Source organism: Kibdelosporangium philippinense (genome assembly GCF_021390435.2).
Lineage (GTDB): Bacteria > Actinomycetota > Actinomycetes > Mycobacteriales > Pseudonocardiaceae > Kibdelosporangium > Kibdelosporangium philippinense.
Genome location: NZ_JAJVCN010000001.1, coordinates 4026814 through 4049185 on the forward strand (window position 1 = coordinate 4026814; position 22372 = coordinate 4049185).

Sequence of the window (22372 nt, forward strand, 5' to 3'; positions counted from 1 at the left end):
TACTGACATGGCAACCATGACTTTGACCCGATCACGACATAACAAGGTGATCGCGGGCGTCTGCGCGGGGCTGGCCGAGCGGATCGGCTGGAAACCGAAGACGATGCGGCTGGTGTTCCTGCTGTCGTGCCTTCTGCCAGGCCCGCAGTTCCTGCTCTACATCGTGCTGTGGATCGTCATGCCACAGCGGGCCTACTGATCGATCTTGTCCACGTTCCGTTCATCTGGTGGTCTTAGCGTCGCCGCACGCTTCAGCTCCACCTGATAGATCGGATCGTGATGAGAAAACCCCTGGCCATCGGCTTGTCCGTGCTGGTAACCGCGGTTGTGGTGGCACCAGCCGCGCCCGCACACGAGTCGAGGCGGCCAACGCTGCTGCAGTTCGCCTCCCTGCCAGCGGAGACGTTCGTGCCTGCCAGCGAGCCGTCCGGTGCCGCGTTGGGCACCGCGCCGATCAACGGTGTCACGCCGCCGTTCGCCGACCAGCCGATTCAGGGCTTCAGCGGCGTTGTACGCAACCAGGACGGCACATTCCACGTGCTGACCGACAACGGTTACGGCAACAAGGCCAACAGCGCCGATTTCGCGCTGCGGATCAACCACATCGGACCTGATTTCACCCGAGGCCGCGTCGACGTGCTCGGTGGAATCACTTTGACGGACCCGGACCGGCACGTTCCGTTCCCGCTGACCAGGCCGGACCGGGTTCTCACCGGCGCGGACCTCGACCCGGAGTCGATCGTCCGCGCCGGTGACGGCACGTTCTGGCTCGGCGACGAATTCGGTCCCTACCTGCTGCATTTCGACCGCGCTGGCCGCCTGTTGGCAGCTCCCGTCCCGCTTCCCCGGGTTTTCGCGCCGGAGAACCCCAACGGCACGCCGAACATCAACAGCAGCAAGGGCTTCGAGGGCCTGACGATCTCACCGGACGGCCGCACGCTCAACGCGCTGCTCGAAGGCACTGTTCAGGGTGACGAGCCGGGCACGCTGCGACTCAACGAGTTCGACATCGCCACGAACAAGTACACCGGCAAGCGGTGGATCTACCAGCTGGGCACGCCTGACCTCGCGATCGGTGACGCCATCACGGTTGACCGCAACCGGCTCCTGATCATCGAGCGGGACGGTGGCCAGGGCGAGACCGCCAAGATCAAGCGGGTCTACATCGCCGACAAGCGCGACCGGGACCGGGACGGCAAGCTGGACAAGACCTTGCTCGTCGACCTGATGAACATCGCCAACCCACGCAAGGTCGGCGGTTTCGGCGAGACGTTTACCTTCCCGTTCCAGACCATCGAGGACCTTGTGCTGCTTGACGACCGGACGCTCGGGGTGTTGAACGACAACAACTTCCCGTTCTCCTCCGGCCGGACGGCTGGCAAGCCGGACAACAACGAGTTCATTGTCGTGCGCTTGCCGGAGGACCTGCGCTAGCTTCTCCGGTATGGACTCCGCCGCGCTGGCCAAGCTGCTGTTCGAGAACACCACTGCCACACTGCGGATGTACGCGGTGTACCTCGGCGAGCGTCTCGGTTATTACCGGGCGCTCGCCGATGGCGGTCCGATGACGTCAGCCGAATTGGCCGCGCGGACCCAGACTCACGAGCGCTACACCCGGGAATGGCTGGAACACCAGGCGTCAAGCGGTCTGCTCACTGTGGACGCCGACGGGCTGTTCGGCCTGCCTGCTGAGCACGTTCCCGTGCTGGCCGACCCTGATCACGTGTTGTACGCGACCCAGCCGAGTATCGATCTGGCCCGAGTCGCCCGCCGGTTGCCGGAACTCGTTGAGGTTTACCGGACTGGCGCGGCACCGAGCCCGATCCCGTGGGAGCCGGAAGGGCGCGCGAATCCCAACCGTGCCCAGTATCTCAATCTGCTTGGCAAGCAATGGATTCCCGCGATTCCGGACGTCCACAAGCGACTGTCCGATGGCGCCAGGGTCGCTGATATCGCGTGCGGTCTTGGTTGGACGAGTATCGCGATGGCGCAGGCCTATCCGAACATCACTGTGGACGGTCTCGATCTTGATGCCAGGGCGATCGAGATCGCGCGACGCAACGCCGCCGAGGCCGGTGTCGCTGACCGGGTCACGTTCTCCGCGAAGGACGCGAGCGAGCTCACCTCGGCCGAGCCGTTCGACGTCGTGTTCGTCATCGAAGCCTTGCACGACATGAAATATCCGGTCGACGCGTTGACAACCGCCCGGAACCTGTTGGCGCCTGGCGGATCCGTGCTGGTGTTCGACGTCAAACCGGATGAGGAGTTCAAAGCTCCCGGCCCGGCGCTCGAACAGTACGAGTACGGCTGGAGCCTCGTCGCCTGTCTGCCCGCGACCATGGGTGATCCGGACTCGGCGATGACCGGGACCGTGATGCGCCCCGCCACCCTCCGCAAGTACGCGGAGGCGGCGGGGTTCACCGACGTCACGATCCTGCCCGTAGAAGCCGACACCTGGCGCTTCTACCAGCTCAAATGACCTCGTGAGTGGTTATGCGTGCTCTAACACGGCTAACCACTCACGAGGGCTGAGCTGGGCTAACAGGAGAGGAGGGCGGTTCGGTAGGTGGCGGTGTAGGTCGTTGGGGTGGCTGGGGCCACGATGGTGTGGCTCTGCGCCCCGCCGTCGGACCATGACCGGAAGCAGTACCGGATCAGTCCGCTCCCTTGTGGACTTGGCGCGCTGATCGAGTTCACCGAACCCACGATCACGGTCCGCGAGAACGGCGCCGTTGCGGCTTGACTGAAGTGCGTCAGCGTCCGTCCCGATGGGCTGCTGGCGAACGTCAGCTGGACGGTCCGCGGATCAAGCCGGACCGACGTGGATCCGGTGCGGCCACTGGAATCCCGCGCGGTCAGCACGAGCTCCAGATAGGACGGATACTCGTGGTCAGGCGCCGAGAAACTCCCATTTGCCGTGGCATTGAAGTTCTGCACGGTATGTGAATGGCAGTTGCTCGGGCAGTGCTGCAACAGCAGCTGCCACGACAACGCACTCGCCGGGAGCGAGCCGTCTTGCGCGTCGATCGCGTGACCGGCGAACGTGATCGGATCGCCGACCTTCCAGCGCAACGACGTATCCGGACTGTCGATCACCGGGACTGGGTCTGGGTTGGCGGGATTGCCAGCGGTCACGACCACTGTCGTGGTATCGCTCAACCCGCCAGGATCGGTCACCCGCAGGCGCGCCGACACGATCCCATCCACTGTGTACGTCCACGTTGGATTAACCGCGGTCGAGTCGTCGAAGGCGCCGTCGCCGTCAAGATCCCACGCGTACGCCAAGAGTTGCGCATCGGGATCGCTTGATCCCGAGCCGGAGAACTGCACGTTCAACGGCACCGCACCGCTGGTCGGGTTCGCCGTGGCAACAGCCGTCGGCGGACGGTTGCCAGTCGGATAGCTGACACGCCGCAGTTGTCCACCATTGAGCGTCACATAGAAAATGTCGCCGCCAGGACCAGACAAGACGTGCACAGGAACGTTGGCGCCGGTCACGAACGGCGTGATCAGCGACGGGTCGGGTGTACCGGATGCGTTGCGGCGCATGGCCCAAATGCATCCGCGGGTCGCGTCACCGAAGAACAACGCGCCACGGTATTCCGCGGGATAGTTGCTGTTGTTCTCGAACGCGATGCCGCCGACGGCCGAACTTCCGGTCGGGCACCCATCCCCCGCGACCACGTTGTTGTCGTGGTTGTACGCGAAGTGTGGCGCGTTTTGCCCTGTTCCGTAGAGGTTTTCACACGAGGTCAGGTTGGCGTTGTCGTAGCCCGACTGCCGTGGAGTGCCCTCGTAGCACGGCCAGCCAAAGTTCTCCGCCACGCCGTCACCGATGGTGGTGATCCGGTTGACCTCTTCCCACGTGCCCCAGCCGACGTCGCCAACCCACAATTCGTTGGTACCAGGCCGGATTCCCATCCGGAACGGGTTACGCAGGCCGTAGGCGATGACGCGCTTGGCGTTGGCGTCTGCACTCGACGCGAACGGATTGCCGGGCATGCCCGCACCGGTGTTCCGGTCAATGCGGATGACGGTTCCGTCCAATGTGCGCGGTTGAGTGGACGGGCGACGAACGGATTGGGAACGCAGCGCACCGCCTTGTGCCGATGGCGGGCTGAGGTTGGTGCCCGCAGCGCTCGGTGGGTCGGCGCATGGATTGCCGACTTGGCCCCAGTCGGCGAAGTTGAAGCTCGCGCCGTCGCCGCCGCTGACGTACAGGGCGTCGTCCGGTCCAAATGCGAGCGAGCCGATGGAGTGGCTCGGATACTGCTGGCACCAGTCGGTCAGCACGACCTGTTCGGCGGACGCCGTATTGCCGTTGGCGATCAGCCGCGACAGCCTGCCTTGGACAAGGCAGCCTTGGTTGGTCGCGCCGGGCGGGTCGGGACAGACATCGTCCCACCCAAGGTAATCGTAGGTGTACAGCACGTAGACATGCGGTGTGGCCGGAAATTGCGGGTCGAGCGCGAGGCCGAGCAAGCCGCGGTCCCAGAAGTCGTGCACTTGCGGCCTGAGGTCGGCGAACACGGTCGGCGTCGTGTCGCCGAGTCCATCGTAGACCTTGATGATCCCGCTCTTCTCGGCGATGAACACGCGCCCGTCGTTGGCAAAGGCAGCCTGCGTCGGCGCGGACAGGCCGGAAATCACCGCTGTGTCAGTGAAACCAGCGGGCACAGCGGCGGAAGCCACCAGCCCGCCAGGTAATGCGACCAGCCCGCCGGCCATCATGGCCAGCACAGTCAGAAGTCGTTTCATGCGACGGTCCCCTCGGCGAATCGACACGGCATGGGGTTCGTCGCGGACATCGCGAATCGGACAGACGGCGGTACCAGGTTCGGCCAACTGGTGCACATCGCACATCAGACATGGGACCGATAAGCGCAAGTCACCGTGCCAAGTGGACCAACGCGGTCGCTATCCGCAACCGAGCGCGGCCAGATATGTGTCGAGCGCTTTGACGGCCTGTTCTGGCGTCAGATACCCGGCCAGGATGCGCACGGCCATCCCGTCCACTGTGGCCAGCAGGATTTCGGTGTGCTGCTCCGCATCGGGCACTCCCGCGGCGGTCAGCTGGCTGGTGATGTATGCACGAAACGCTCCGGCGTCGACGTTCGCCGCTTCGGCGAAAGCAGGCGACACCGCGGCCCGCGTCATGAACGCCACAACCGCGTGTGCTTCCTCGCGCCGTTCGTCATCGAGCGGAAGCATCTCCAGAAACAGGGTTTTGAGCGTCGGCTGGTACCCAGAACCAGCCAGCAGGCGGTTCTCGATGCGCACGCTGAGGGTCGCGTAGGCGAACAGCAGCATCTCGTCCTTGCTCCTGAAGTAGTGCTGGACGAGCCCCATCGAAATCCCGGCCTCGGCCGCGACGTTGCGCAGGCTGACGCCCTCGAGCCCCTGTGTGCTCACGATCCGCCAGAGGGCCTCGGCGATCGCCTGGCGCCGCTGCTCATGATCGACCTGCCGTGGCATGCCTACCCCTCCCGTTGCCATGCGACCGCATTGTCGCATATGGTTGCAATGCAGGCGCATTGTAAAGGGGGAATGATGACAGCCACAAAGCAGCAGCGCTTCTGTGGGACGTGGCCAGCAGGGGATTCAGGGCTGGTGAGAAGCTCGGCGAGTCGCACCGCCATCTCAGCGTGCAGGCGCTCGGGCTGACCGAGGGCGAATCGGTGCTCGACGTCGGGTGCGGCGCGGGCGCCGAGTTCAGGCTGGTCCGCCAGGCCATCGGCGACACAGGCAGGCTTTCCGCCTTCGATTTCAGCATCCCGTTGGTCGAGCGCGCGCAACACCGGATCGACGAAGCCGGTTGGTCGAACGTGGAAGTACACCGCCTTGACGCGACGACAGCAGTACTGGGTGAAGCGGATTTCGACGCGGCGATCCGACCGGTGCCGTGGCGAACACCCGCACCGTGGTACTTGATGTTGCTGGCACACAAGAGTGCGTCAAAGTGACACATTCGGGTGGTACAAACGGCGGTACTGTACTGAGCCATGCCGGATGTCGACTTCTACGCCATTCTTGGCGTACCCCAGTCGGTCTCGGACGCTGAACTCAGGTCCGCGTACCGCAGGCTCGTCCGCCGCGCGCATCCGGACAACGGCGGCAATGTCGACACGTTTCAGCTGATTCAGCACGCCTACCGGAACGTCCGGGCGACCCGCACGGTCATCAAACCGACTGTGCGTGAAAGCACCACGACCAAGACGCGTCGCAGACCAGACCGATGGAAGCGGATGGTCTGCTGGTCGTGTGGGATGCGTACCGCCAGACGGCCGCTGGTGGTCGTGCTGACCAAGCTCGACGCCCCTGACCAGCAGGTCGACCTGCCCTACTGCGACTGGTGCTGGTCACAGCGGGTCAACGTGCGCGACAGGCGAATGGTGTCGGCATTACAGACGGCCACAGCGTCCTCCCGAGTCGGATTCGCGGTGCTGGTGGCGGCGTTGCTCGGCTTGGTCGGGATGATCGGCTATCTGTGGCTGTTCTTCGAGCCGTCACATTCCCTGTTCGTGCTGCTGCTGACATGGGCCGTGATCATCACGCTGCTGGTCGCGGGCTTATGGCCGATCAGCAAGCGCGCCATCGAGATCCGCCAGCAGGCCGACGACTTTCACCAGCGTCTCGTTGACCATCCGACGGTGGCCAAGCTGCTGGATCACGGCTACCGCCTCTGACTATTCGCCACGTAGCTGCCTGCGGATCTCCTCAAGCTTGTCGCGACCGGCCTTGTCCCGCTCCGCCATCTGCTCGTCGATCGTTTTGGCCTGCGGCGTGCCCTCGGCGAGCTCGTTGGCGCCGATCGAGGTGGCGACCCGGTTCTCGATCCGGTCGCGGACGTAGTCGAACGTGGGCACGCCACCCTCGGTGTAGTCGAACTCGGGCGCCTTGACCGGCGGCGGCGTTGTCTCGACGATCTCCGCGTCGATGATGTTCGGATCCTGCTGCTCGGTCATCGGCTACTCCATTTCCCCTGGTGGCGTCCCCGCCACTACGAGAGTATCGCGTCGACGGCCTTCTTCAGCGCGCTCGGCTGGGTCGGCTTGCGCGGCGCCTTCTCGCGCAGTTCGATCATCTTGGCGCCGATCTCCTGCAGCTGTTTGCGGCCGAGTCCCTCCCTGACCTTCGGGAACCACTCGGCTTCCTCTTCCTCCATGTGGTGCTTGACGTTCTCGATCAGCACGGTCGTCTTCGCGTCGAACCGTTCGTCCTCCGGTTTCATCATCGCGAGCTCGACGGACAGCACGTCGGCCACATGATGCTCCTCATAGGACTCGAGCACGTCGTCTTCCAGTTCCGGCAGTAGCTTGCGGACTTCCGGATACATGCACTCGTTCTCGATGTACGTGTGCACGGTGAGCAGTTCGAGGATCTTGTCGACCAGCTTGCCCTTCGTCGCGGTCGCGTTCTCCCCCGCGTTCTCGAACTCGGTGAACAGCCTGCGGATCTCCTTGTGGTCTTCCTTCAGCAGCACGATCGCGTCGGTGGACATGGGTTCCTCCAAAAGTCAGTACGGGTACCGCGGGATTACCCAGCGATTCCGCCGTTTAATACCGCTGTTGCCGGGAATGCCAGCGGCGTGGGAATGCCCGTGCTGACCAAGCTCGATCAGCTGATCGAGCTCATGGCCATGGATCTGCCGCTGTTCCTGCGTTACTCTCCCGGCCCCGAGGCCGACGCGGCACATCCCAGTGTGGACCATGAAAGTGGCCTGCGGATGCCGGGTCACTCCGCCAATCCCTTGCGTCCGCCGTCATGTGGACACTGCCCACAGAGGACTGGATGGCGCGCCGGATCTGCCAGTATCTCCGTAAACTCGACGAAGGCGCCCGTCCTTGGGTGTTGACGGGTGACGTGACCAGTCATGGTCCGGACAACGAGCCTTTGCTCGTGAACGTCAAACCGGTCGCATGGTTGGGCGACGAACTGTTGGCCGAGGCGCATCAGCGCTACACGGAACGGATGAATGCAGGAAAGTCCAGTGCGTGACAACCGTTTGGCAGGTCGCGCACCGGGAACAGATGTCCTATGTGGCTGCTTCGACCTCCTGGCGTGTACCGCCCGCAAGAAGACACTTGGTTGCTGGCCGAGGCGTTGCGAACCGCGCCGCTTCCGCCAGGAGCAAGCGTTTTGGACGTATGTACGGGCACTGGCGCACTCGCCGTGACCGCAGGTCAGCTAGGGGCTGGTGCGGTGACCGCGGTCGACGTGTCCCGTCGAGCCGCTGCGGCCGCGTGGATGAACGGGCGGCTCAATGGCGTGCCGATTCGCGCGCTGCGCGGTCATTTCGGCGATCTTGTCGGGAGCGAACGGTTTGACGTGGTGCTAGCGAATCCGCCCTACGTCCCTGCGCTATACGTTCCGGAACGCGGCAAGGCGAGAGCGTGGGACGCAGGAATGCAAGGGCGGGCCATCCTTGACCGGCTGTGCGCGGTGATTCCTTTGCTGTTGCACGACAAAGGAATGGCCATGATCATCCACTCAGAACTGTGCGATCCGGACGTGACAGTGAACCAGTTGCGTGGCGCGAACTTGAAGGCGGCCGTGATCGCACGCGAGATCATCCCGTTTGGACCGGTCATGCGGTCACGGGCGGAATGGCTGGAGTCGGCCGGTCTGATCGAACCTGGTCAGCGACACGAGGAACTGGTGGTGATCCGGGCCGATGTCACGAGCCTCTGAACCGCGACGTGTGGTCGTGGTCCCTAATGGACCGATTCTGATCGACGGCCCGGTCGAAATCACGATGGAAGATGGAACCGTCGTCCGATCCGACCGATTCGTCGTCGCGATGTGCGCTTGCCGCCGTAGCAAACGGTATCCGTTCTGCGACACCAGTCACCGAACCCGAGTCAAGTCCTCCGGTGAAGCGAAGACCGCCCATCCCGCCACGAACTGAGCACGCGCTCACCGAACCGTCCCTCAAGCAATTCCGTTGCCTGGACACCGAAAACAACCGACTCGGTCAATTCTGGCTCACGGTCGAGCAGATCGCCGATGACGTCCCTGCGCATGACTTGCTCGTGGACCGCGTCCGCTTCCATATGCTCGGTGTAGAAGTGCACGCAGGCTTCGTCCGCGTCGAACCGGCTGAGCGCCTTGACCATGCGCTGCGAACTGGGTGCGGTGGTGATTTCCGCAGCAGCGAAGTGACCGACCAGCGCGCCGCGCAATGCCCGGTGCAGCCCGAACATCGACATCAAGTTCACCACGGCCAGCATCTGCGCCGGAACTTCGTTGAGGTAGTGCAGATATCCGGTCTCCAGACCTGCGCCTGCCAACAGGTCGACGTACAACTGCGAGTGCAGCCGCTCGGCACGCCCACCGCCGAACTCGTCGAACTCGACCGCGACGAGTGCGGCCTTCGCGCGGCCTTGCAGCCGGGGAACGACCCAGATGTGCGGATCGGCCTCTTTGTGGTGGTAGATCGAGCGGTGCACGAAGTACTCCCGCACGTGCCACCACTCCCCTTGGTCCTTCAGGAAATGGCTGATCCCTCCGCCATCGACCGGCTCGACAAGCAACTGTGCGAGCACCTCATCGATGTCCGCGCCGCCGGGCACGTCCTCCTTGAGTGCCTTGAGGAACAGGCGTTCCATCTCTCGGCGGGTTCTCAGCAGGTCAGGATCCCATTCCCACTCGGGATCCACTTTATGGAAACCGCGGTAGTGCAGCTCATAGGCAGTGTGCAGCGCCAGTTGCAGGTCTTCGCCGTAGGGATCGTGGTCGACCTCCGGCAGGACTTTGCTGGTCCCGGCGAGTAGGTCGACCACGGCTGCGGACAGCTCGCCGCGCGGCTCGGGCAGCTTCACAAGTCCTCCATGAGAGCGTCGACGACCTCGGCCGGATCACCCGTGACACGTGGCCTGACCTTCACTTCAGGCAGTCCTAGGAGGTCCGTCAACTCGGCAAGCATGGCCAGGGCTGGCACTGGACGTCCCGATCTCAGGTCGATGGCAGGGCCGGTCATGCCGTGCCGCGCGGCTGCCCAGATTGCCGCTTTGGCTTGCTGATCAGGGATCGGCTTCGCCTCACGCCCCGCATCGAGCTCGGCTTGGGCGTATCGCACCAAGCCCTCGGTCAGCACGGCTTGCTGGACGGCTTCATCCACGGTCGCCGCGGCGTCCGCCACCCTCACCTCGATCGTCGGGTATCGCGGCGACGGCCGTGCCAGCCAGAAGGTCATGGCGTGATCGACCAGGACTCCGCAGTCCACCAGATGGTCCACGAAGTGGTCGTACTCCGCGGCCGAACCGAACCACGGTGTCAGCCCGCTGCCTGGAAACCGCCCCTGCTGAACGGTCCGCCAGCTCGCGTACCCGGTATCCCGCCCGTTCTCAAAGGGCGAATTGGCCGACAACGCCAGCAATGTCGGCAGCCAGTAGGACATGTGGTTGATCACGGCGACCGCCGTGTCCCGGTCCGGAATGCCAACGTGCACGTGACAGCCGGAAACCTGATAGTCCTCGACCACTCCCTGGTAGATGTCCCTGATCCGCTCGAACCGGGCGCCAGCGGTCACCGGCACGTGCACCCCGCTCAGCACGGCCGTGCCCGACGAGATCAGCCCCAGCTTCTCCCTCCGCGCAGCCGCCCTCAGCTCCGCACGACCCGACACCAGCTGTTTCCGCAGCTCATCGGCGGTGTCACAGACCCCTGACGCGAATTCGACCTGGGTGCTGAGCAGCTCCGGATGCACTCGCGCACCCTCCGGCAACCGCCCTACCTGCTTGAGTACGGCGTCCGCGTGGGGCGCGGTCCGGCGCGTGGCCGGATCCACGACCAGGAACTCCTCTTCCACTCCGATCGTCACTTCGACGGTGTACCCCGAGTCCACCTGAGAAACTCAGGCCTGTGACGACTTCCGCATGGGACGAGATAACCGAGACCACCGCTGCGGCGCCCTATCCGGTGACTGTACTGCCTGAGCACCCGCAAGCCGAGGAATGCCTGAACCGCCTGGGAATCACGACGAACTCATGGCTGGGCGCGGTGGTCCGGTATTCGGGCGGGATGTTGATCGACCATGGGTGGCTGCGCGTGATCGGCTCGGGCGCGGAGCACCTGCCCGGCATCCTCACCGACATCAACCCGGCGTCCGGTGTTCTCCACGTCGCCAACGACGTGCTCGGCGGGCAGTTCGCTTGGATCGCCACCGAAAAGGGCCCGACCATCCACTACTTCGCACCGGACACCTTGGAGTGGGAAGACTTGGAGCAGGGCTATACCGACTGGTTGTACGCGGTCCTGTCCGGTTCGCTGACCAAGTTCTACGAATCGTTGCGGTGGCCTGGTTGGGCAGAGGAAGTCGCCGAGACCCGGCCGGACCAGGGCATTCACACGTGGCCACCACCATCGACCGAGGAAGGAAAGGACTTGGCCACTGTGTCCCGGAAGGTCGTTCCGCTCGCCGAGCTGGTCTCGTTCCACCACGGATAGACCCGGGAACCAATCGGCGTTCTGATCCGACTCGTTGTCCGACACCCTGCGAAATCCGAGGACGACGATGACGACCGACGAACTGACTGAGCCGGACACCGCCACGCCCACCAAGACCGCAAGACGTGGCTCCTTACGCCCACTGCTGCTACGGCTGCATTTCTACCTGGGTGTTTTCGTTGGGCCGTTTCTGTTCGTCGCTGCGTTGAGTGGCTTGCTGTACATCTTCACGCCGCAGTTGGAGCGGGCGATCTACTCCCATGAGCTGACTGTGCCAGTAGGACAGGCCAAGCAACCGCTGCAGGAGCAAGTGGACGCCGCGCAGCGGGCATTGCCGGACGCGACCTTTGTACGGGTGCGGCCAGGGGATGCTGACGACGCGTCCACGCAGGTGATCTTCAGCCGTGCCGATCTGGCTGAAAGTCATTGGCTGACGGCCTATGTGGACCCGTACACCAGTGAAGTCCGTGGCACTCTCGAAACCTATGGCTCCAGCCAGGCCGGGCCGGTTCGCACGTGGATCGACGAACTGCACCGGGGCCTGCACCTCGGCGACTTCGGACGGCTTTACAGTGAACTCGCGGCGAGCTGGTTGTGGGTGGTCGTGCTTGGCGGTTTGATCCTGTGGTGGGGTCGTCGCCGACCGGCCAAGGGCAAAGGCCGCCGGAAACTTCTGTCCTGGCATGCGACAACCGGAACTTGGGTCGCGATCGTCCTGCTTTTCCTGTCCGCCACGGGTTTGACGTGGTCGCAGTATGCGAGTGAGACGGTTGCGGATATCCGGTCGGCGCTGTCGTGGGAGACGCCGACGCTTCCGGCGAGCGTGCCTCTTCACGGCGGTCACGGCGAGCACCAAGGTGGCGGTCAAGTGACGGGGACGACCGTCGATCAGGTGTTGAACATCGCTCGCGGGTCTGGATTGGACGGTCCGGTTGAGATCGCGGTGCCGTCCGGATCGGGTAAGGCTTATGTGGTCAAGCAGATCCAGACTGGATGGCCGACCAAACAGGACTCGGTCGCGGTCGATCCGAACACCGGTGAGGTGCTGGCCAAGCTCAAGTTCGACGACTTCCCGTTGGGCGCCAAGCTGACTCGATGGGGTATCGACGCACATATGGGCGTCCTGTTCGGACTGGTGAACCAGCTTGTACTTGCCGCCGTATGCGTGTCGCTGCTTGCGATGATCGTGTGGGGTTATCGGATGTGGTGGCATCGTCGGCCCACAAAGGACCGTTTCGGGTTTGGCCGCCCATTCCCAAGGGGCGCTTGGCGTAGCTTGCCCAAGCCGGTCCTTGTCGGACTCATCGTGGTGACGGCCGTGCTTGCTTGGTATCTGCCGGTTCTCGGCGTTTCACTCATTGGATTCCTGGTGATCGACGCGATCATTGGGAGGGTCCGCGGCGGTACTTCCCGGGAGACAAGCCGAACTGACGCTTGAACGCAGTCGAGAAGGCGAACTCCGAGGCATAGCCGACCTTTTCCGCGATGACAGCGAGGGAATCTGTTGTTTCGCGGAGCAGTTGGGCGGCGATCGTCATCCGCCACCAGGTCAGGTACGTCAATGGCGGCTGCCCGACCTTCGATGCGAACCGGCGAGCGAAAGGAGCACGCGAAAGTCCCGCAACAGATGCGAGTGTCGCGACGGTCCATGGACGAGCAGGGTCTGAGTGCATGGCGTGTAGGGCTGATGCGATGACCGGGTCGCGTAGGGCGTGAGCCCAGCCCGGCGGCGAGTCCTCTGTGGAGAACCAAGTACGCAGAATGTAGACGAGCAAGGACTCCAGCAGGGCCGGGACGAGCGCATCCGTGCCAAGGCGGGGTTCGGTCAGCTCCGAGCTCAGCAGTTCGACGGCTAGCCGCAGGTCAATGCCTAGCCGGGTCGGCAGATGGATAGTTTCGGGCAAAGTCAGCAAAAGTGGGTGGGCTCCGGCGGGGTCGAGTTCGTAGGCTCCGCACAGCGTCACCGTCTGGCTTCCGGTGGCGTGCGACTCCGGCATCGAGCACAAGGTGTGCCCTTGGCCGTGGGCCATGAAGATGACGTCGCCTTCCCGCAGCTCAAGGGGTTGCTCGTCCGGTCTGATCAGCCAGCAGCTGCCGTGCAAGATCACTTGGAAGCCCGCCGCGCCCGGCACCGGGTCGAACGTGTGGCTCCACGGCGCGTGCCACGCGATCTTCGCCGAGCGGGGCTCGCCGGTCCGCGTCACCGCGATGACGTCACTGAGCAGGTCCACAGAACGAGACGATCTCATATAAATCAGAGACCTGAAACCATGGTTCGTCTCATTTCGCCGACCTAGGGTCCTCTTTTGTGAAGGCTGCGCGAATCCATCAGTACGGCGGTCCCGAGGTCATCCGGATCGACCACGTCGACATCCCGGCCCCAGGCGACGCCGAAGTCCTCATCGCCACCGAAGCGACCTCGTTCAACCCGACCGAACTCGCTGTGCGACAAGGAATCTTCGACATCGACCTGCCGCACACCCTCGGCTGGGACCTGGCGGGGTACCACGACGGCCGACCGGTCATCGGCTTCGTGGACAGCGGCGCGGCGGCCGAGTTCACCGTCGCCGACAAAGACAGGATTGTCCCCGCGCCCCAAAGCATTCCGTTACGCCACGCGGCCGCGATCCCGCTCGCCGGGCTGACGGCCTGGCAGGTGACCAACGAGATCGCGAAAGGCCAGAAGGTGCTGATCAACGGCGCTGGCGGCGGGATCGGGAGCTTCGCGGTGCAACTGGCCAAGCGAAAAGGCGCTTATGTCATCGCAACCGCCAGTCCCCGCAGCACGGAAGCCGTCTACCGGCATGGCGCGGACGAGGTGATCGACTACACCAAGCAGGTCCCGGACACGCCGGTCGACGTGATGATCCACCTCGTCGGCACTCCCCCGCCATGGCCGCCGCCAGCAAGGGAACGGGTCATCTCGGCCGCGGCGCCGGTCGAAGCCGACGTGCCCAGCGAACACGTGGTGATGCGCTACGACCGGGACATGTTGGCGGCACTGGTCGAAATGGTCGACGCCGGACTGGTCACAGTGGACGTCACGGCGACGTACCCGATCGATGCGATGGCTGATGTGCGCAGGAAAGCGGGAACGTTCCGGGGAAAGGTGATCTTGACTAGTTAACCCTCAACGCCTTTTCCAACACGTCCAGCACCGTCGCCCGAACCCCGTCCACGTCGTAGTACCCGTGCCGCAAAACCTGCGGAAGCAACAGCCCGTCGAGGATGCCGACCAGGAACGTCACCATGTTCTCGACGTTGTCGACCTTGAAAACCCCAAGCGCGACCCCGCGGCCGATGGCATCAGCGAACGGACGGCTCCAGGCGAACTGCAGCTTCTCGCTCTGTTGCCGGAGTTCCTCGTCATGCATCGAGGCGTACCAGAACTCGAACAACACCCGCCACATGTTCATGTCGCACGTGTCGAGCGAGTGGTTGATCAACGCCACGAGCCGTTCCCACGGCGGCGCGTCCGGCTCAATAGCCGCCAGCCGCACAACTTCCCGTTCGCACGAAAAGTGCAACGCCTCGACAAGCATGTCGTCACGTGAGCCGAAGTAGAACTGCAGCGTGCTGACGGCCACCCCGGCCACTTTCGCCACGTCAGTGAAGCGGGTGCGGTCGTAGCCTCGCTCGATCAGGACCTCGACGACATGGTTGAGGACTTCCGCGCGTTTCTCGCCGCCAGCTCGCCGTGGACTCATAGCCCTAGCGTACTCACGGCGATACTGTATGGTCATACGGTATGGACGTACGAGACAATCAGTGGCTCGTTCTGGGGTTGATGTGCAGCGGGCTGCTCCTCGTGGCGATGGACAACACGATCCTGAACGTCGCGTTACCCGCGATCGCGGCCGCGTTGCACCCGAGCGCGACCGGCATGCTCTGGATCGTCGACCTGTATTCGCTGGTCGTGGCCGGTCTGCTGGTCACGGCAGGCACCGCGAGTGACCGCTTGGGGCGTAAGCGGTTCTTCATCGCGGGCATGGTGCTCTTCGGCGTCGCGTCCGTGGTCGCGGCGGTCGCGGACACGACGGCGATCTTGCTGCTGTCCCGCGTGCTGCGCGGGATCGGTGGGGCGATGATCATGCCAGCCACCCTGTCGATCATCCGGACGGTGTTCACCGACGAGAAAGAACGCGCCTTCGCGATCGGCATCTGGACGTCCACCGCGGCGGCCGGTGCGGCGATCGGGCCGATCGTGGCAGGGGCGATGCTGGAACGGTTCTGGTGGGGCTCGGTGTTCCTGACCAGCCTGCCGATCGTCGTTGTCGCCGTGGCGTTGACGATCGTGCACGTCCCAGAGTCGCGAGACCCGAACCCAGGGCGTTTCGACCCGCTGAGCGTGCTGCTGTCCATGGGGTCGATCGTCGGAATCGTCTACGGCATCAAGGAACTGGCCAGTCACGGTTCGGCGACCGCCGCCGTGATCCTGGTCGCCGGGCTGGCCCTTGCCACCGTCTTCATCCGCAGGCAGAGCACATTGGACAGCCCACTGCTTGACCTGTCGCTGTTCAAAGCCAAACGGTTCACGGCGGCGACGCTGTCAGTGTTGTTGTCGTTCTTCGGGTTCTTCGGCGTCGTGTTCTTCCTGACACAGTATTTCCAGGTGTTCGAAGGCTTCAGCCCGTTGACGACCGGCCTCTGGCTGCTGCCGCTCGCGCTGGCGAGCTTGCTGGTGTCCCCGCTGACCGGAGCGATCGTCCGCAAGCTGGGCATGCGGATCGCGCTGGCGGGCTCGTTCAGCCTGATCGCGGTGTCACTGAGTCTGTTCGCGCTGATGGGCGGCAGCGCGGATCGGCTGATAATCGTGCTGGGCTTCGTGGGGCTCGGTATCGGTGCCAGCATCGCGGCCACCGCAGGCGCGCAGGGCATCATGACGAGCGCGCCGCCGGAACGGGCTGGTGGTGCGGCGGCGATTCAGGAGACGTCGTTCGAGCTCGGGGCTGGTCTCGGGGTCGCGATCCTGGGCAGCGTGATGGCCGCGGAACTCGGCGGGCGCACGATCGCGGAGGCAGGGAAGGCCGCGTTCTTCGACGGACTGGCCACGACGGCGTTGGTGAGCGCGGGCGTGATGCTCGTGACGGCCGTACTCGCGATGTTGAGGTTGCCCACGCGCGACGCGGAATTCGTTTAGTCGTCACTCGGCCGGGTACATCTGAGTCCAGGATGGACTTTCCGGATGCGAAGATCACTAAGCTCGCACCATGCGAAAGACCTGGATCGCCGCAATGGTGGCTGTCCTGACGGCGATTGTGGTCATCACCCCGGCAAGCGCGGGTGAACAGCTGCTTCTTCCGGACCTGCGCCAAGCGCCGCCCGGCTGTCCCGGCGGATACACCGGTGACCCGTCGGAGTGCGACGAGTGGGACGTCTGCATGGTCACGGACCCGGACGCACCAAGCGGTGACTGTGTCACCGCTGGCGCGATCCGGGCCGTGCGCCTGCGGTTCACCACAGCCGAGGACAACGTGGGTGACGGCCCGTTGCTGCTCTTCGGCCGCCGCGACGCCCGATCGGCCACAATGCAGGTGCGGCAGGCGTTCCAGCAAGGCAAACACGGCCAGATCCCGGCGTCCTACACCGAGGCACGCCAGCAGACGTCGAACACCATGTACTACGAGCCTGCGCGGATGCACCAGCACTGGCACCTGATGGGCTTCGAGCAGATGCAGCTGCGCACGCCGGACGGCCGGACCGTGGTGCGCGACCGCAAGAACGGCTTCTGCCTAGGTGACCGCTATATCAACGGCGACTTCGGATCCCTGCCGAACGCGGCACGAGACAGCAACACCCCCGAGTACCGGCTGTCGGAGTACTTGCAGGGCAACCAATGCGCGTTCAAGGACCCGTCGGTGACCGACGTGAAGGTCGGGATCTCGGTCGGCAGCGGCGATGACTACCGCTACGACGTCGACTTCCAGTGGTTGGACATCACGCGCGTGCCGTCGGGCACGTATGACGTGGTCAACACGGTGAACGCGAGCGGCGCGCTGCTGGAGACCAGGTACGACAACAACACCTCCTCGATGGCTTTCTCCATCCAGTGGCCGGATCGCGCGCAGCAGGCGCCTGCCGTGATCACGAAGGCGCCCAGGGTCACCCTGTTGCGCGGCTGCCCTGGTCAGGACCACTGCGCAACAGGGAAAGAGTTGCGTCCCAGGGTGTCGAGCGATCAGATCCACCACCCGAAGGAACACCGGCGGCGGCACCACTAAGCAGCCAGAATCTCCTGCGTCACGCGCTCACCTGACTCGATGGCGCCATTCATCCACGCGATCCACAACGACGTGTGCTCGCCCGCGAAGTGCACGCGGCCCGCGGGCCGCATCATCGCCGGGCGCATCCAGGTCAGCTCGCCCGGACGCACCCAGCCCCAGCCGCCGCCTGCCCACGGATCTTCCTGCCACACCTTTTCCGCGCAGCCCAGAAGTTGCCCGCCTGGCAGCAGGGTTCCGATCAGGGTGCGCATCCGGGAGACGCGGCGATGACCGTGTCCGGCGTACGCCAACGCATCCGTGTCGAACATGTAGCTCTGTATCATGCCGAACCGCGGATCGGCCTGCTGTGAGCTGGTGTTCCAGATCCGGCCGGCCATCGTGTCGGTGCCGATCAGGTTCACGCCGCCGAGCGGGCCGAGCGGATCTTTCTCCCAGAACCGGCCCCGGGTCTGAAAGTAGCAGCGTGCGGCCGGGAAGTAGCGCAACTTGGCGATCGCGTCGGCCTTGGCGCCGGTGAAGTCGGTCGATACGTGGCGCAGCGGCGCGAACGGTAGCGCGCACACGCAGCGATCGGCGCGGATCTCGTGGCGCCCGGTGCGGTCCCAGTATCCAATGCGGACCGAACGTTCGTCTTGGGATATCCGGACGACCTGGGTGTTGTACTTGATCCGCTTGCCCAGCGCGGCCGCGAAAGCGTACGGCAGCTTGTCGTTGCCGCCCTTGATGCTCTGCGGCGTGTTGCCGAAACTGACGGCCTCCATCGCGAGGACGGCCGCCGCGTTCCACTCCCCGCATCGGCCTTCCTGGGCGTAGAACATTTCCAGCAGCGTGTTCGACGCGCCGGCCGAGCGTCCGAACGAAGCAAGCGTGTGCTTGTCCAACTCGACCGCCGAGGGCACGCTGCCAGGCCAGCCGGGATCGAAAACGTTGCCCAGTGTGCCGATCCCGGCGCCGAGGATCTCGAAGATTCGCCTGCCTGGATCGGGCTGCTCCCCTGGCCCGAAACCGTCCAGCGGCCACGCGGTTCCCTGCGGCGGGTGCAGAAAGCGCTTGTCCTGGACGAAATACGCCCGCTGACCAGTGTCGTATGGAGTCAGCTGCAGGCCGAATTCGTTGACGTACTTGAGGGTGTACTCGTGCGTCTCGAAAATCCGGATCGCGCCGAGCTCCGCGTGCCCACCGTGCGCGAACCCCTCGCGTGCGGTCTGCACGCGACCGCCGGGCCGGTTCTGTGCTTCCAGGACGATCACGTCATATCCGTGCCGCATCAAGTTGTACGCGGCTGTCAGACCCGCCAAGCCCGCGCCCAGCACCACAACGCGGTTTCCGGTCGCCGATGCTGACGACGCGCCAACAGCGGATGCCACCGGAACGGCCGCGGCTCCGCGTAACAGAGTTCTTCGATCCATGCCAGGCAGAGTCACGACCCGATCGGATGGTTCCACCGGTTCTGCGGAGTGACTCACGTCCTGGAAGCGGCAACGACCGTCTAGGGTGTCTGCCCGGGGAGGTGTGCTTGACACGATGAACGGTCAAGTTCCATCGGGGGAACCCGGCCGGGCCAAAGTGATCAACGCCGCGCTCATCGCGGTCGGGACCGTCACCGTCGCCGTCGTGACGGATCCGCCGGACGGTGTGCTCGGCTGGATGGCGTTCACGTTCGGTGCGTTGTTGCTGGCTGTGGTCGGCGCGGGGATGGTCGAGCTCGCTGTGCGCTGGCTGCGCAGGCTGCCGTACTGGCGGATCGGCGCCGTGGTTCTTGTTGGCGTGCTGGCAAGTGGCGTGATGTGGGTGGCGAAACCCTGGATCGCGCAGGCGATCGACACGGTGTTCGTCCCATGTGCGCCGCCTGCCCAGATCCGGGCGTTGACCACACCGGAGCTGCTGGAGGCGTACCGCGACCTGGCCAACCAGTTCGAGAACGCGATGGCCGAGCGGGACGGGGAGTGCCGCCCGGCGGAAGTCCACGTCGCCGCGATGCCCGCGCCGAGGGCGACCGCGGGGATCAGCGCCGAATGGAGCGAAGAGTACCTGCGTGAGGCGCCCCGCCCGGATATCTGGTTGCCAGAAACCAAGATGCACGTCGACGAGGTCGACACTCGCAGCCAGATCATCAGATTCGGCCCGCGGCTGGACGTCACGGACTCGATCGGCTCGACCCCGATCGTGCTCGCGGTGCCCGCGGCCAGCGGGATCGACCCGAAACAGCCGGAGTGGACGGGACAGACGTGGGCCGCGCTGGTGCGACAGTTGCAGGCGGCGGGCATCGGCCTTGTCCGGCCAGCCAAATCGACTGTGAGCGAGTTCGCGACCGTGGCGATCTACGGTAGCGAGGGCGCGATGGTCCACATGCGAAACAATCCTGATCGGGCGCACGCGGTCGAGTCCTGGTTGGACAGTTCGATGGCGGCCGGGCAGTATCCGCCAAGTGGTTCCGTCGCTGCTTTGCTGCGCAGGCAACATGAGCTGGGTACCGCGGGTTCCGCGATGGTCATCTCCGAGCAGGACTTGATCCGGTACAACCAGGAAGTCCGGCGCGGCGCCCGTGGCCGAGGGTGCGATGCCCACAATGGACCTTCCGCATGCATGTTCGCGGTGTATCCAGTGGACACGCACACGCTCGACCTCCCGTTGGTGCTGATGCACTGGACAGGCGTCGAACGCAGTGCCGCGCAACAGAAGGCGGCAACGGACTTCAAGGCCTGGCTCGACAGCGCCGATGGTCGTACGGCAATGGTGTCGCAACGGCTGCGCCCGCCATCAGGGACTCCGCTGCAGGCTCCATTGTCCGAGGAAAACGGTGTGCTGCAAGGCGGACCAGTGGCCAATGCCAAGGACAAGCTGACCAGTCCCGCGGCCACGACCCGGGCGGAGATACTCTCCATGCAGCAAGGAGTCCGCAAGACCGGGCGTGTGCTGATCTCATTGGACGCTTCCGGGTCGATGCGCGAGCGCGTCGGCGGGCAGACCCGCTACGAACTTGCCGTTCAGGCGATCACCCAGATGCCCAAGAGACCTTTGTCGTACAACGTGTTCTCGTCGACAATGGGCGTGCGCCAGGTCGATCTGGCTTCCTTGAGGCACATCCAGCCTTCTGGGAACACTCCGCAGCACCGCGCGCTTCTCGACGGGATGCATGCCGTCGGCCAAGGCGGCGTGCTTGTTTTGATGAATGATGGCAACAACAACGTCAATGACGTGTCGCCGCAACAGTTAGCGGCGCTGACCGGTGTGCGGGTGCTTGTGTTGGCGTTTGGCGAGGCCAATTGCGGGACACAGGTGTTGATGGACGTGACGAGCAGGACCGGCGGCGGATGCCGTCAGGCCAGTGTGGACACGTTGTCCGGCGATCTGGCCAGCTTGCTGGGAGGGGTTTAGGTGAAGTGGTCGTCGTTCGGATTTGGCGCGGTCGCGGGTGTCGTGGCCACCGGTTTGGTCTGGGCTTGGGTGACGTTGCCGTCGGACGAAAGCGCTCTGGAACCGGGCGAACTGGTGATCATGTCCGGAAAGGACCAGAGCAACGGCGGCCAGCGCAAGGAACTGGTGAACCAGTGGAACCAGATGCACCCGAACAACCAGGCGAAGATCAAGGAGCTTCCGCTCGGCGCGGACGAGCAATACAGCGAGATGGTCGCGCATGCCCAGGCGTCCGGTGAGAAGGTCGACGTCTACAACATCGACGTGGCATGGACAGCGGTATTCGCCGAACGTGGCTACCTCCAGTCCCTCGACGAGGTGAATACCGACGACTTCCTGGCCAAGCCGCTGCAAACCGCCCGCTACGAAGGAAAACTCTGGGCGCTGCCGTTCAACGCCGACGCGGGCCTGATGTACTACCGCAATCCGGGCGTGAAGAAACCGTCCACATGGGACGACATCGTCGACGAAACCCGGCGCTTGTTCGCCGAACCCCGTGACGCCCACCTGAAAGCCGGGTACACAGCGCAACTCGCCGACTACGAAGGACTCGTGGTCAACGCCCTTGAAGCGATCTGGGACGAGGGCGGCGAGGTCGTGGACGAGGACGGCGTGGTACGCATCGACTCGCCAGAAGCACGTGCGGGATTGCGCAGGCTCGCCGACGGTCTGCGTTTGACCAGCAACCTCATTCTGCCGGAAGCGCAGGACCACGACGAGACCTCAAGCATGACAGCGTTCGGCGAGGGCAAGGTCGCGTTCATGCGCAACTGGCCGGTGGCGTTCCGCAATCTGCAGAGCCTGGCCTCGGATGACGCCAACCAGCCTGCCTTCTTCGCCGTCGTCCCGCTGCCCGGCCCGAGCGTCCTAGGTGGACAGAACCTCGGTGTGTCGAGCAAATCCACCAAGCCACGAGCGGCTCGCGCACTGATCGAGTTTCTGACCAGCCCACGCAGCCAGCAGATCCTGTTCGAACGCGGCGGGTTCGCTGCCACGCGCGAGGTCGTCTACCGGGACGCCGAAGTCCAACGCCAGCGTCCGTACGCGGGAGAGCTCTTGGACGCCATCAACAATGCCAAACTCCGCCCGGTAACCCCGTGCTACACAAGGTTTGCCGAGACGTTCCGGAACATCGTGCGGCCGGTGCTGCTGAGTGGCGGCGGCCTGCCACCGGACGCCACTCAGCGACTCACCGATGCCAAGAGCCGGGCACAAGGCTGTCAAGAACTCGCCGCCCTGGTCAAAGCTCGTGAGTGGTTATCCGCGTTAGAACACGCATAACC

Annotated in this window: 23 protein-coding genes and 1 pseudogene; 15 read left to right on the top strand and 9 right to left on the bottom strand. The window is 64.4% G+C overall.

Features of this window, described 5'->3' with window-relative positions:
* Positions 1 to 7: 7 nt before the first annotated feature.
* The 3 genes from LWC34_RS18605 (at position 8) to LWC34_RS18615 (ending at position 2479) form a co-directional block, all read left to right on the top strand.
* Positions 8 to 199 (top strand): PspC domain-containing protein, encoded by a 192-nt coding sequence (locus LWC34_RS18605; protein WP_233726298.1) that lies wholly within the window; start codon positions 8 to 10, stop codon positions 197 to 199.
* Between the two features lie 80 nt (positions 200 to 279).
* The gene (locus LWC34_RS18610) at positions 280 to 1434 is read left to right on the top strand and encodes an esterase-like activity of phytase family protein (RefSeq protein WP_233726299.1); all 1155 of its coding nucleotides are present in this window, start codon (positions 280 to 282) and stop codon (positions 1432 to 1434) included.
* A gap of 10 nt (positions 1435 to 1444) precedes the next feature.
* Complete coding sequence (locus LWC34_RS18615) at positions 1445 to 2479, top strand: SAM-dependent methyltransferase (RefSeq protein ID WP_233726300.1); 1035 nt, start codon at positions 1445 to 1447, stop codon at positions 2477 to 2479.
* A 59-nt stretch (positions 2480 to 2538) separates the two neighbouring features.
* Here the strand turns inward: LWC34_RS18615 and LWC34_RS18620 are convergent, their stop codons facing one another.
* Complete coding sequence (locus tag LWC34_RS18620) at positions 2539 to 4758, bottom strand: PQQ-dependent sugar dehydrogenase (RefSeq protein WP_233726301.1); 2220 nt, start codon at positions 4756 to 4758, stop codon at positions 2539 to 2541.
* Between the two features lie 159 nt (positions 4759 to 4917).
* Positions 4918 to 5475, bottom strand: a complete 558-nt coding sequence (locus LWC34_RS18625; RefSeq protein ID WP_233726302.1) for a TetR/AcrR family transcriptional regulator — start codon at positions 5473 to 5475, stop codon at positions 4918 to 4920.
* Between the two features lie 110 nt (positions 5476 to 5585).
* Here LWC34_RS18625 and LWC34_RS18630 point away from each other — a divergent pair, with 110 nt between their 5' ends.
* Both LWC34_RS18630 and LWC34_RS18635 read left to right on the top strand, forming a co-directional pair.
* Positions 5586 to 5963: a methyltransferase domain-containing protein gene (locus LWC34_RS18630; protein ID WP_233726303.1), complete on the top strand. Its 378-nt coding sequence runs from the start codon at positions 5586 to 5588 to the stop codon at positions 5961 to 5963.
* Positions 5964 to 6002: 39 nt separating this feature from the next.
* A complete protein-coding gene (locus tag LWC34_RS18635) occupies positions 6003 to 6686 on the top strand; it encodes a J domain-containing protein (protein ID WP_233726304.1) in 684 nt (227 codons plus the stop codon).
* Here LWC34_RS18635 and LWC34_RS18640 read toward each other — a convergent pair whose 3' ends face one another.
* Entirely contained in the window at positions 6687 to 6965 is a 279-nt protein-coding gene (locus tag LWC34_RS18640; protein ID WP_233726305.1) for a hypothetical protein, read from the bottom strand.
* Between the two features lie 35 nt (positions 6966 to 7000).
* Positions 7001 to 7501, bottom strand: coding sequence for a hemerythrin domain-containing protein (locus LWC34_RS18645; protein WP_233726306.1), 501 nt, complete (start codon positions 7499 to 7501; stop codon positions 7001 to 7003).
* A gap of 138 nt (positions 7502 to 7639) precedes the next feature.
* Here LWC34_RS18645 and LWC34_RS18650 point away from each other — a divergent pair.
* The 3 genes and pseudogenes from LWC34_RS18650 (at position 7640) to LWC34_RS18660 (ending at position 8908) form a co-directional block, all read left to right on the top strand.
* Positions 7640 to 7998: pseudogene (locus LWC34_RS18650) on the top strand (DUF6098 family protein).
* A gap of 39 nt (positions 7999 to 8037) precedes the next feature.
* Entirely contained in the window at positions 8038 to 8691 is a 654-nt protein-coding gene (locus LWC34_RS18655; protein WP_233726307.1) for a HemK2/MTQ2 family protein methyltransferase, read from the top strand.
* The gene (locus LWC34_RS18660; protein ID WP_233726308.1) at positions 8675 to 8908 is read left to right on the top strand and encodes a CDGSH iron-sulfur domain-containing protein; all 234 of its coding nucleotides are present in this window, start codon (positions 8675 to 8677) and stop codon (positions 8906 to 8908) included. The genes LWC34_RS18655 and LWC34_RS18660 overlap by 17 nt, the downstream gene beginning before the upstream one ends.
* Here the strand turns inward: LWC34_RS18660 and LWC34_RS18665 are convergent.
* The gene (locus LWC34_RS18665; RefSeq protein WP_233726309.1) at positions 8862 to 9821 is read right to left on the bottom strand and encodes an iron-containing redox enzyme family protein; all 960 of its coding nucleotides are present in this window, start codon (positions 9819 to 9821) and stop codon (positions 8862 to 8864) included. The genes LWC34_RS18660 and LWC34_RS18665 overlap by 47 nt on opposite strands.
* Positions 9818 to 10822: a carboxylate-amine ligase gene (locus LWC34_RS18670; protein ID WP_233726310.1), complete on the bottom strand. Its 1005-nt coding sequence runs from the start codon at positions 10820 to 10822 to the stop codon at positions 9818 to 9820. Before LWC34_RS18670 ends, LWC34_RS18665 begins: the two co-directional genes overlap by 4 nt.
* 41 nt (positions 10823 to 10863) lie before the next feature.
* On the opposite strand from LWC34_RS18670, the gene LWC34_RS18675 reads away from it, so the two are divergent.
* Both LWC34_RS18675 and LWC34_RS18680 read left to right on the top strand, forming a co-directional pair.
* Positions 10864 to 11448, top strand: a complete 585-nt coding sequence (locus LWC34_RS18675) for a DUF2625 family protein (RefSeq protein WP_233726311.1) — start codon at positions 10864 to 10866, stop codon at positions 11446 to 11448.
* Positions 11449 to 11515: 67 nt separating this feature from the next.
* Positions 11516 to 12886: a PepSY-associated TM helix domain-containing protein gene (locus LWC34_RS18680; protein ID WP_233726312.1), complete on the top strand. Its 1371-nt coding sequence runs from the start codon at positions 11516 to 11518 to the stop codon at positions 12884 to 12886.
* Here LWC34_RS18680 and LWC34_RS18685 read toward each other — a convergent pair.
* Entirely contained in the window at positions 12831 to 13679 is an 849-nt protein-coding gene (locus LWC34_RS18685) for an AraC family transcriptional regulator (protein ID WP_233726313.1), read from the bottom strand. The two genes, LWC34_RS18680 and LWC34_RS18685, sit on opposite strands and share 56 nt — an antisense overlap.
* A gap of 77 nt (positions 13680 to 13756) precedes the next feature.
* On the opposite strand from LWC34_RS18685, the gene LWC34_RS18690 reads away from it, so the two are divergent.
* Positions 13757 to 14575, top strand: a complete 819-nt coding sequence (locus LWC34_RS18690; RefSeq protein WP_233726314.1) for an NADP-dependent oxidoreductase — start codon at positions 13757 to 13759, stop codon at positions 14573 to 14575.
* On the opposite strand, the gene LWC34_RS18695 is transcribed toward LWC34_RS18690, so the two are convergent.
* A complete protein-coding gene (locus LWC34_RS18695) occupies positions 14568 to 15155 on the bottom strand; it encodes a TetR/AcrR family transcriptional regulator (protein WP_233726315.1) in 588 nt (195 codons plus the stop codon). The two genes, LWC34_RS18690 and LWC34_RS18695, sit on opposite strands and share 8 nt — an antisense overlap.
* A 41-nt stretch (positions 15156 to 15196) precedes the next feature.
* Between LWC34_RS18695 and LWC34_RS18700 the strand changes: the two genes are divergently transcribed.
* Together LWC34_RS18700 and LWC34_RS18705 are read left to right on the top strand one after the other, a co-directional pair.
* The gene (locus LWC34_RS18700; RefSeq protein ID WP_233726316.1) at positions 15197 to 16588 is read left to right on the top strand and encodes an MFS transporter; all 1392 of its coding nucleotides are present in this window, start codon (positions 15197 to 15199) and stop codon (positions 16586 to 16588) included.
* Positions 16589 to 16658: 70 nt separating this feature from the next.
* Complete coding sequence (locus LWC34_RS18705) at positions 16659 to 17669, top strand: lysyl oxidase family protein (RefSeq protein ID WP_233726317.1); 1011 nt, start codon at positions 16659 to 16661, stop codon at positions 17667 to 17669.
* Here LWC34_RS18705 and LWC34_RS18710 read toward each other — a convergent pair.
* Positions 17666 to 19081, bottom strand: a complete 1416-nt coding sequence (locus LWC34_RS18710) for a flavin monoamine oxidase family protein (protein WP_233726318.1) — start codon at positions 19079 to 19081, stop codon at positions 17666 to 17668. The two genes, LWC34_RS18705 and LWC34_RS18710, sit on opposite strands and share 4 nt — an antisense overlap.
* 115 nt (positions 19082 to 19196) lie before the next feature.
* Between LWC34_RS18710 and LWC34_RS18715 the strand changes: the two genes are divergently transcribed.
* Both LWC34_RS18715 and LWC34_RS18720 read left to right on the top strand, forming a co-directional pair.
* The gene (locus tag LWC34_RS18715; RefSeq protein WP_233726319.1) at positions 19197 to 21050 is read left to right on the top strand and encodes a substrate-binding domain-containing protein; all 1854 of its coding nucleotides are present in this window, start codon (positions 19197 to 19199) and stop codon (positions 21048 to 21050) included.
* Positions 21051 to 22370 (top strand): extracellular solute-binding protein, encoded by a 1320-nt coding sequence (locus LWC34_RS18720; protein WP_233726320.1) that lies wholly within the window; start codon positions 21051 to 21053, stop codon positions 22368 to 22370.
* The last annotated feature ends 2 nt before the right edge of the window (positions 22371 to 22372 follow it).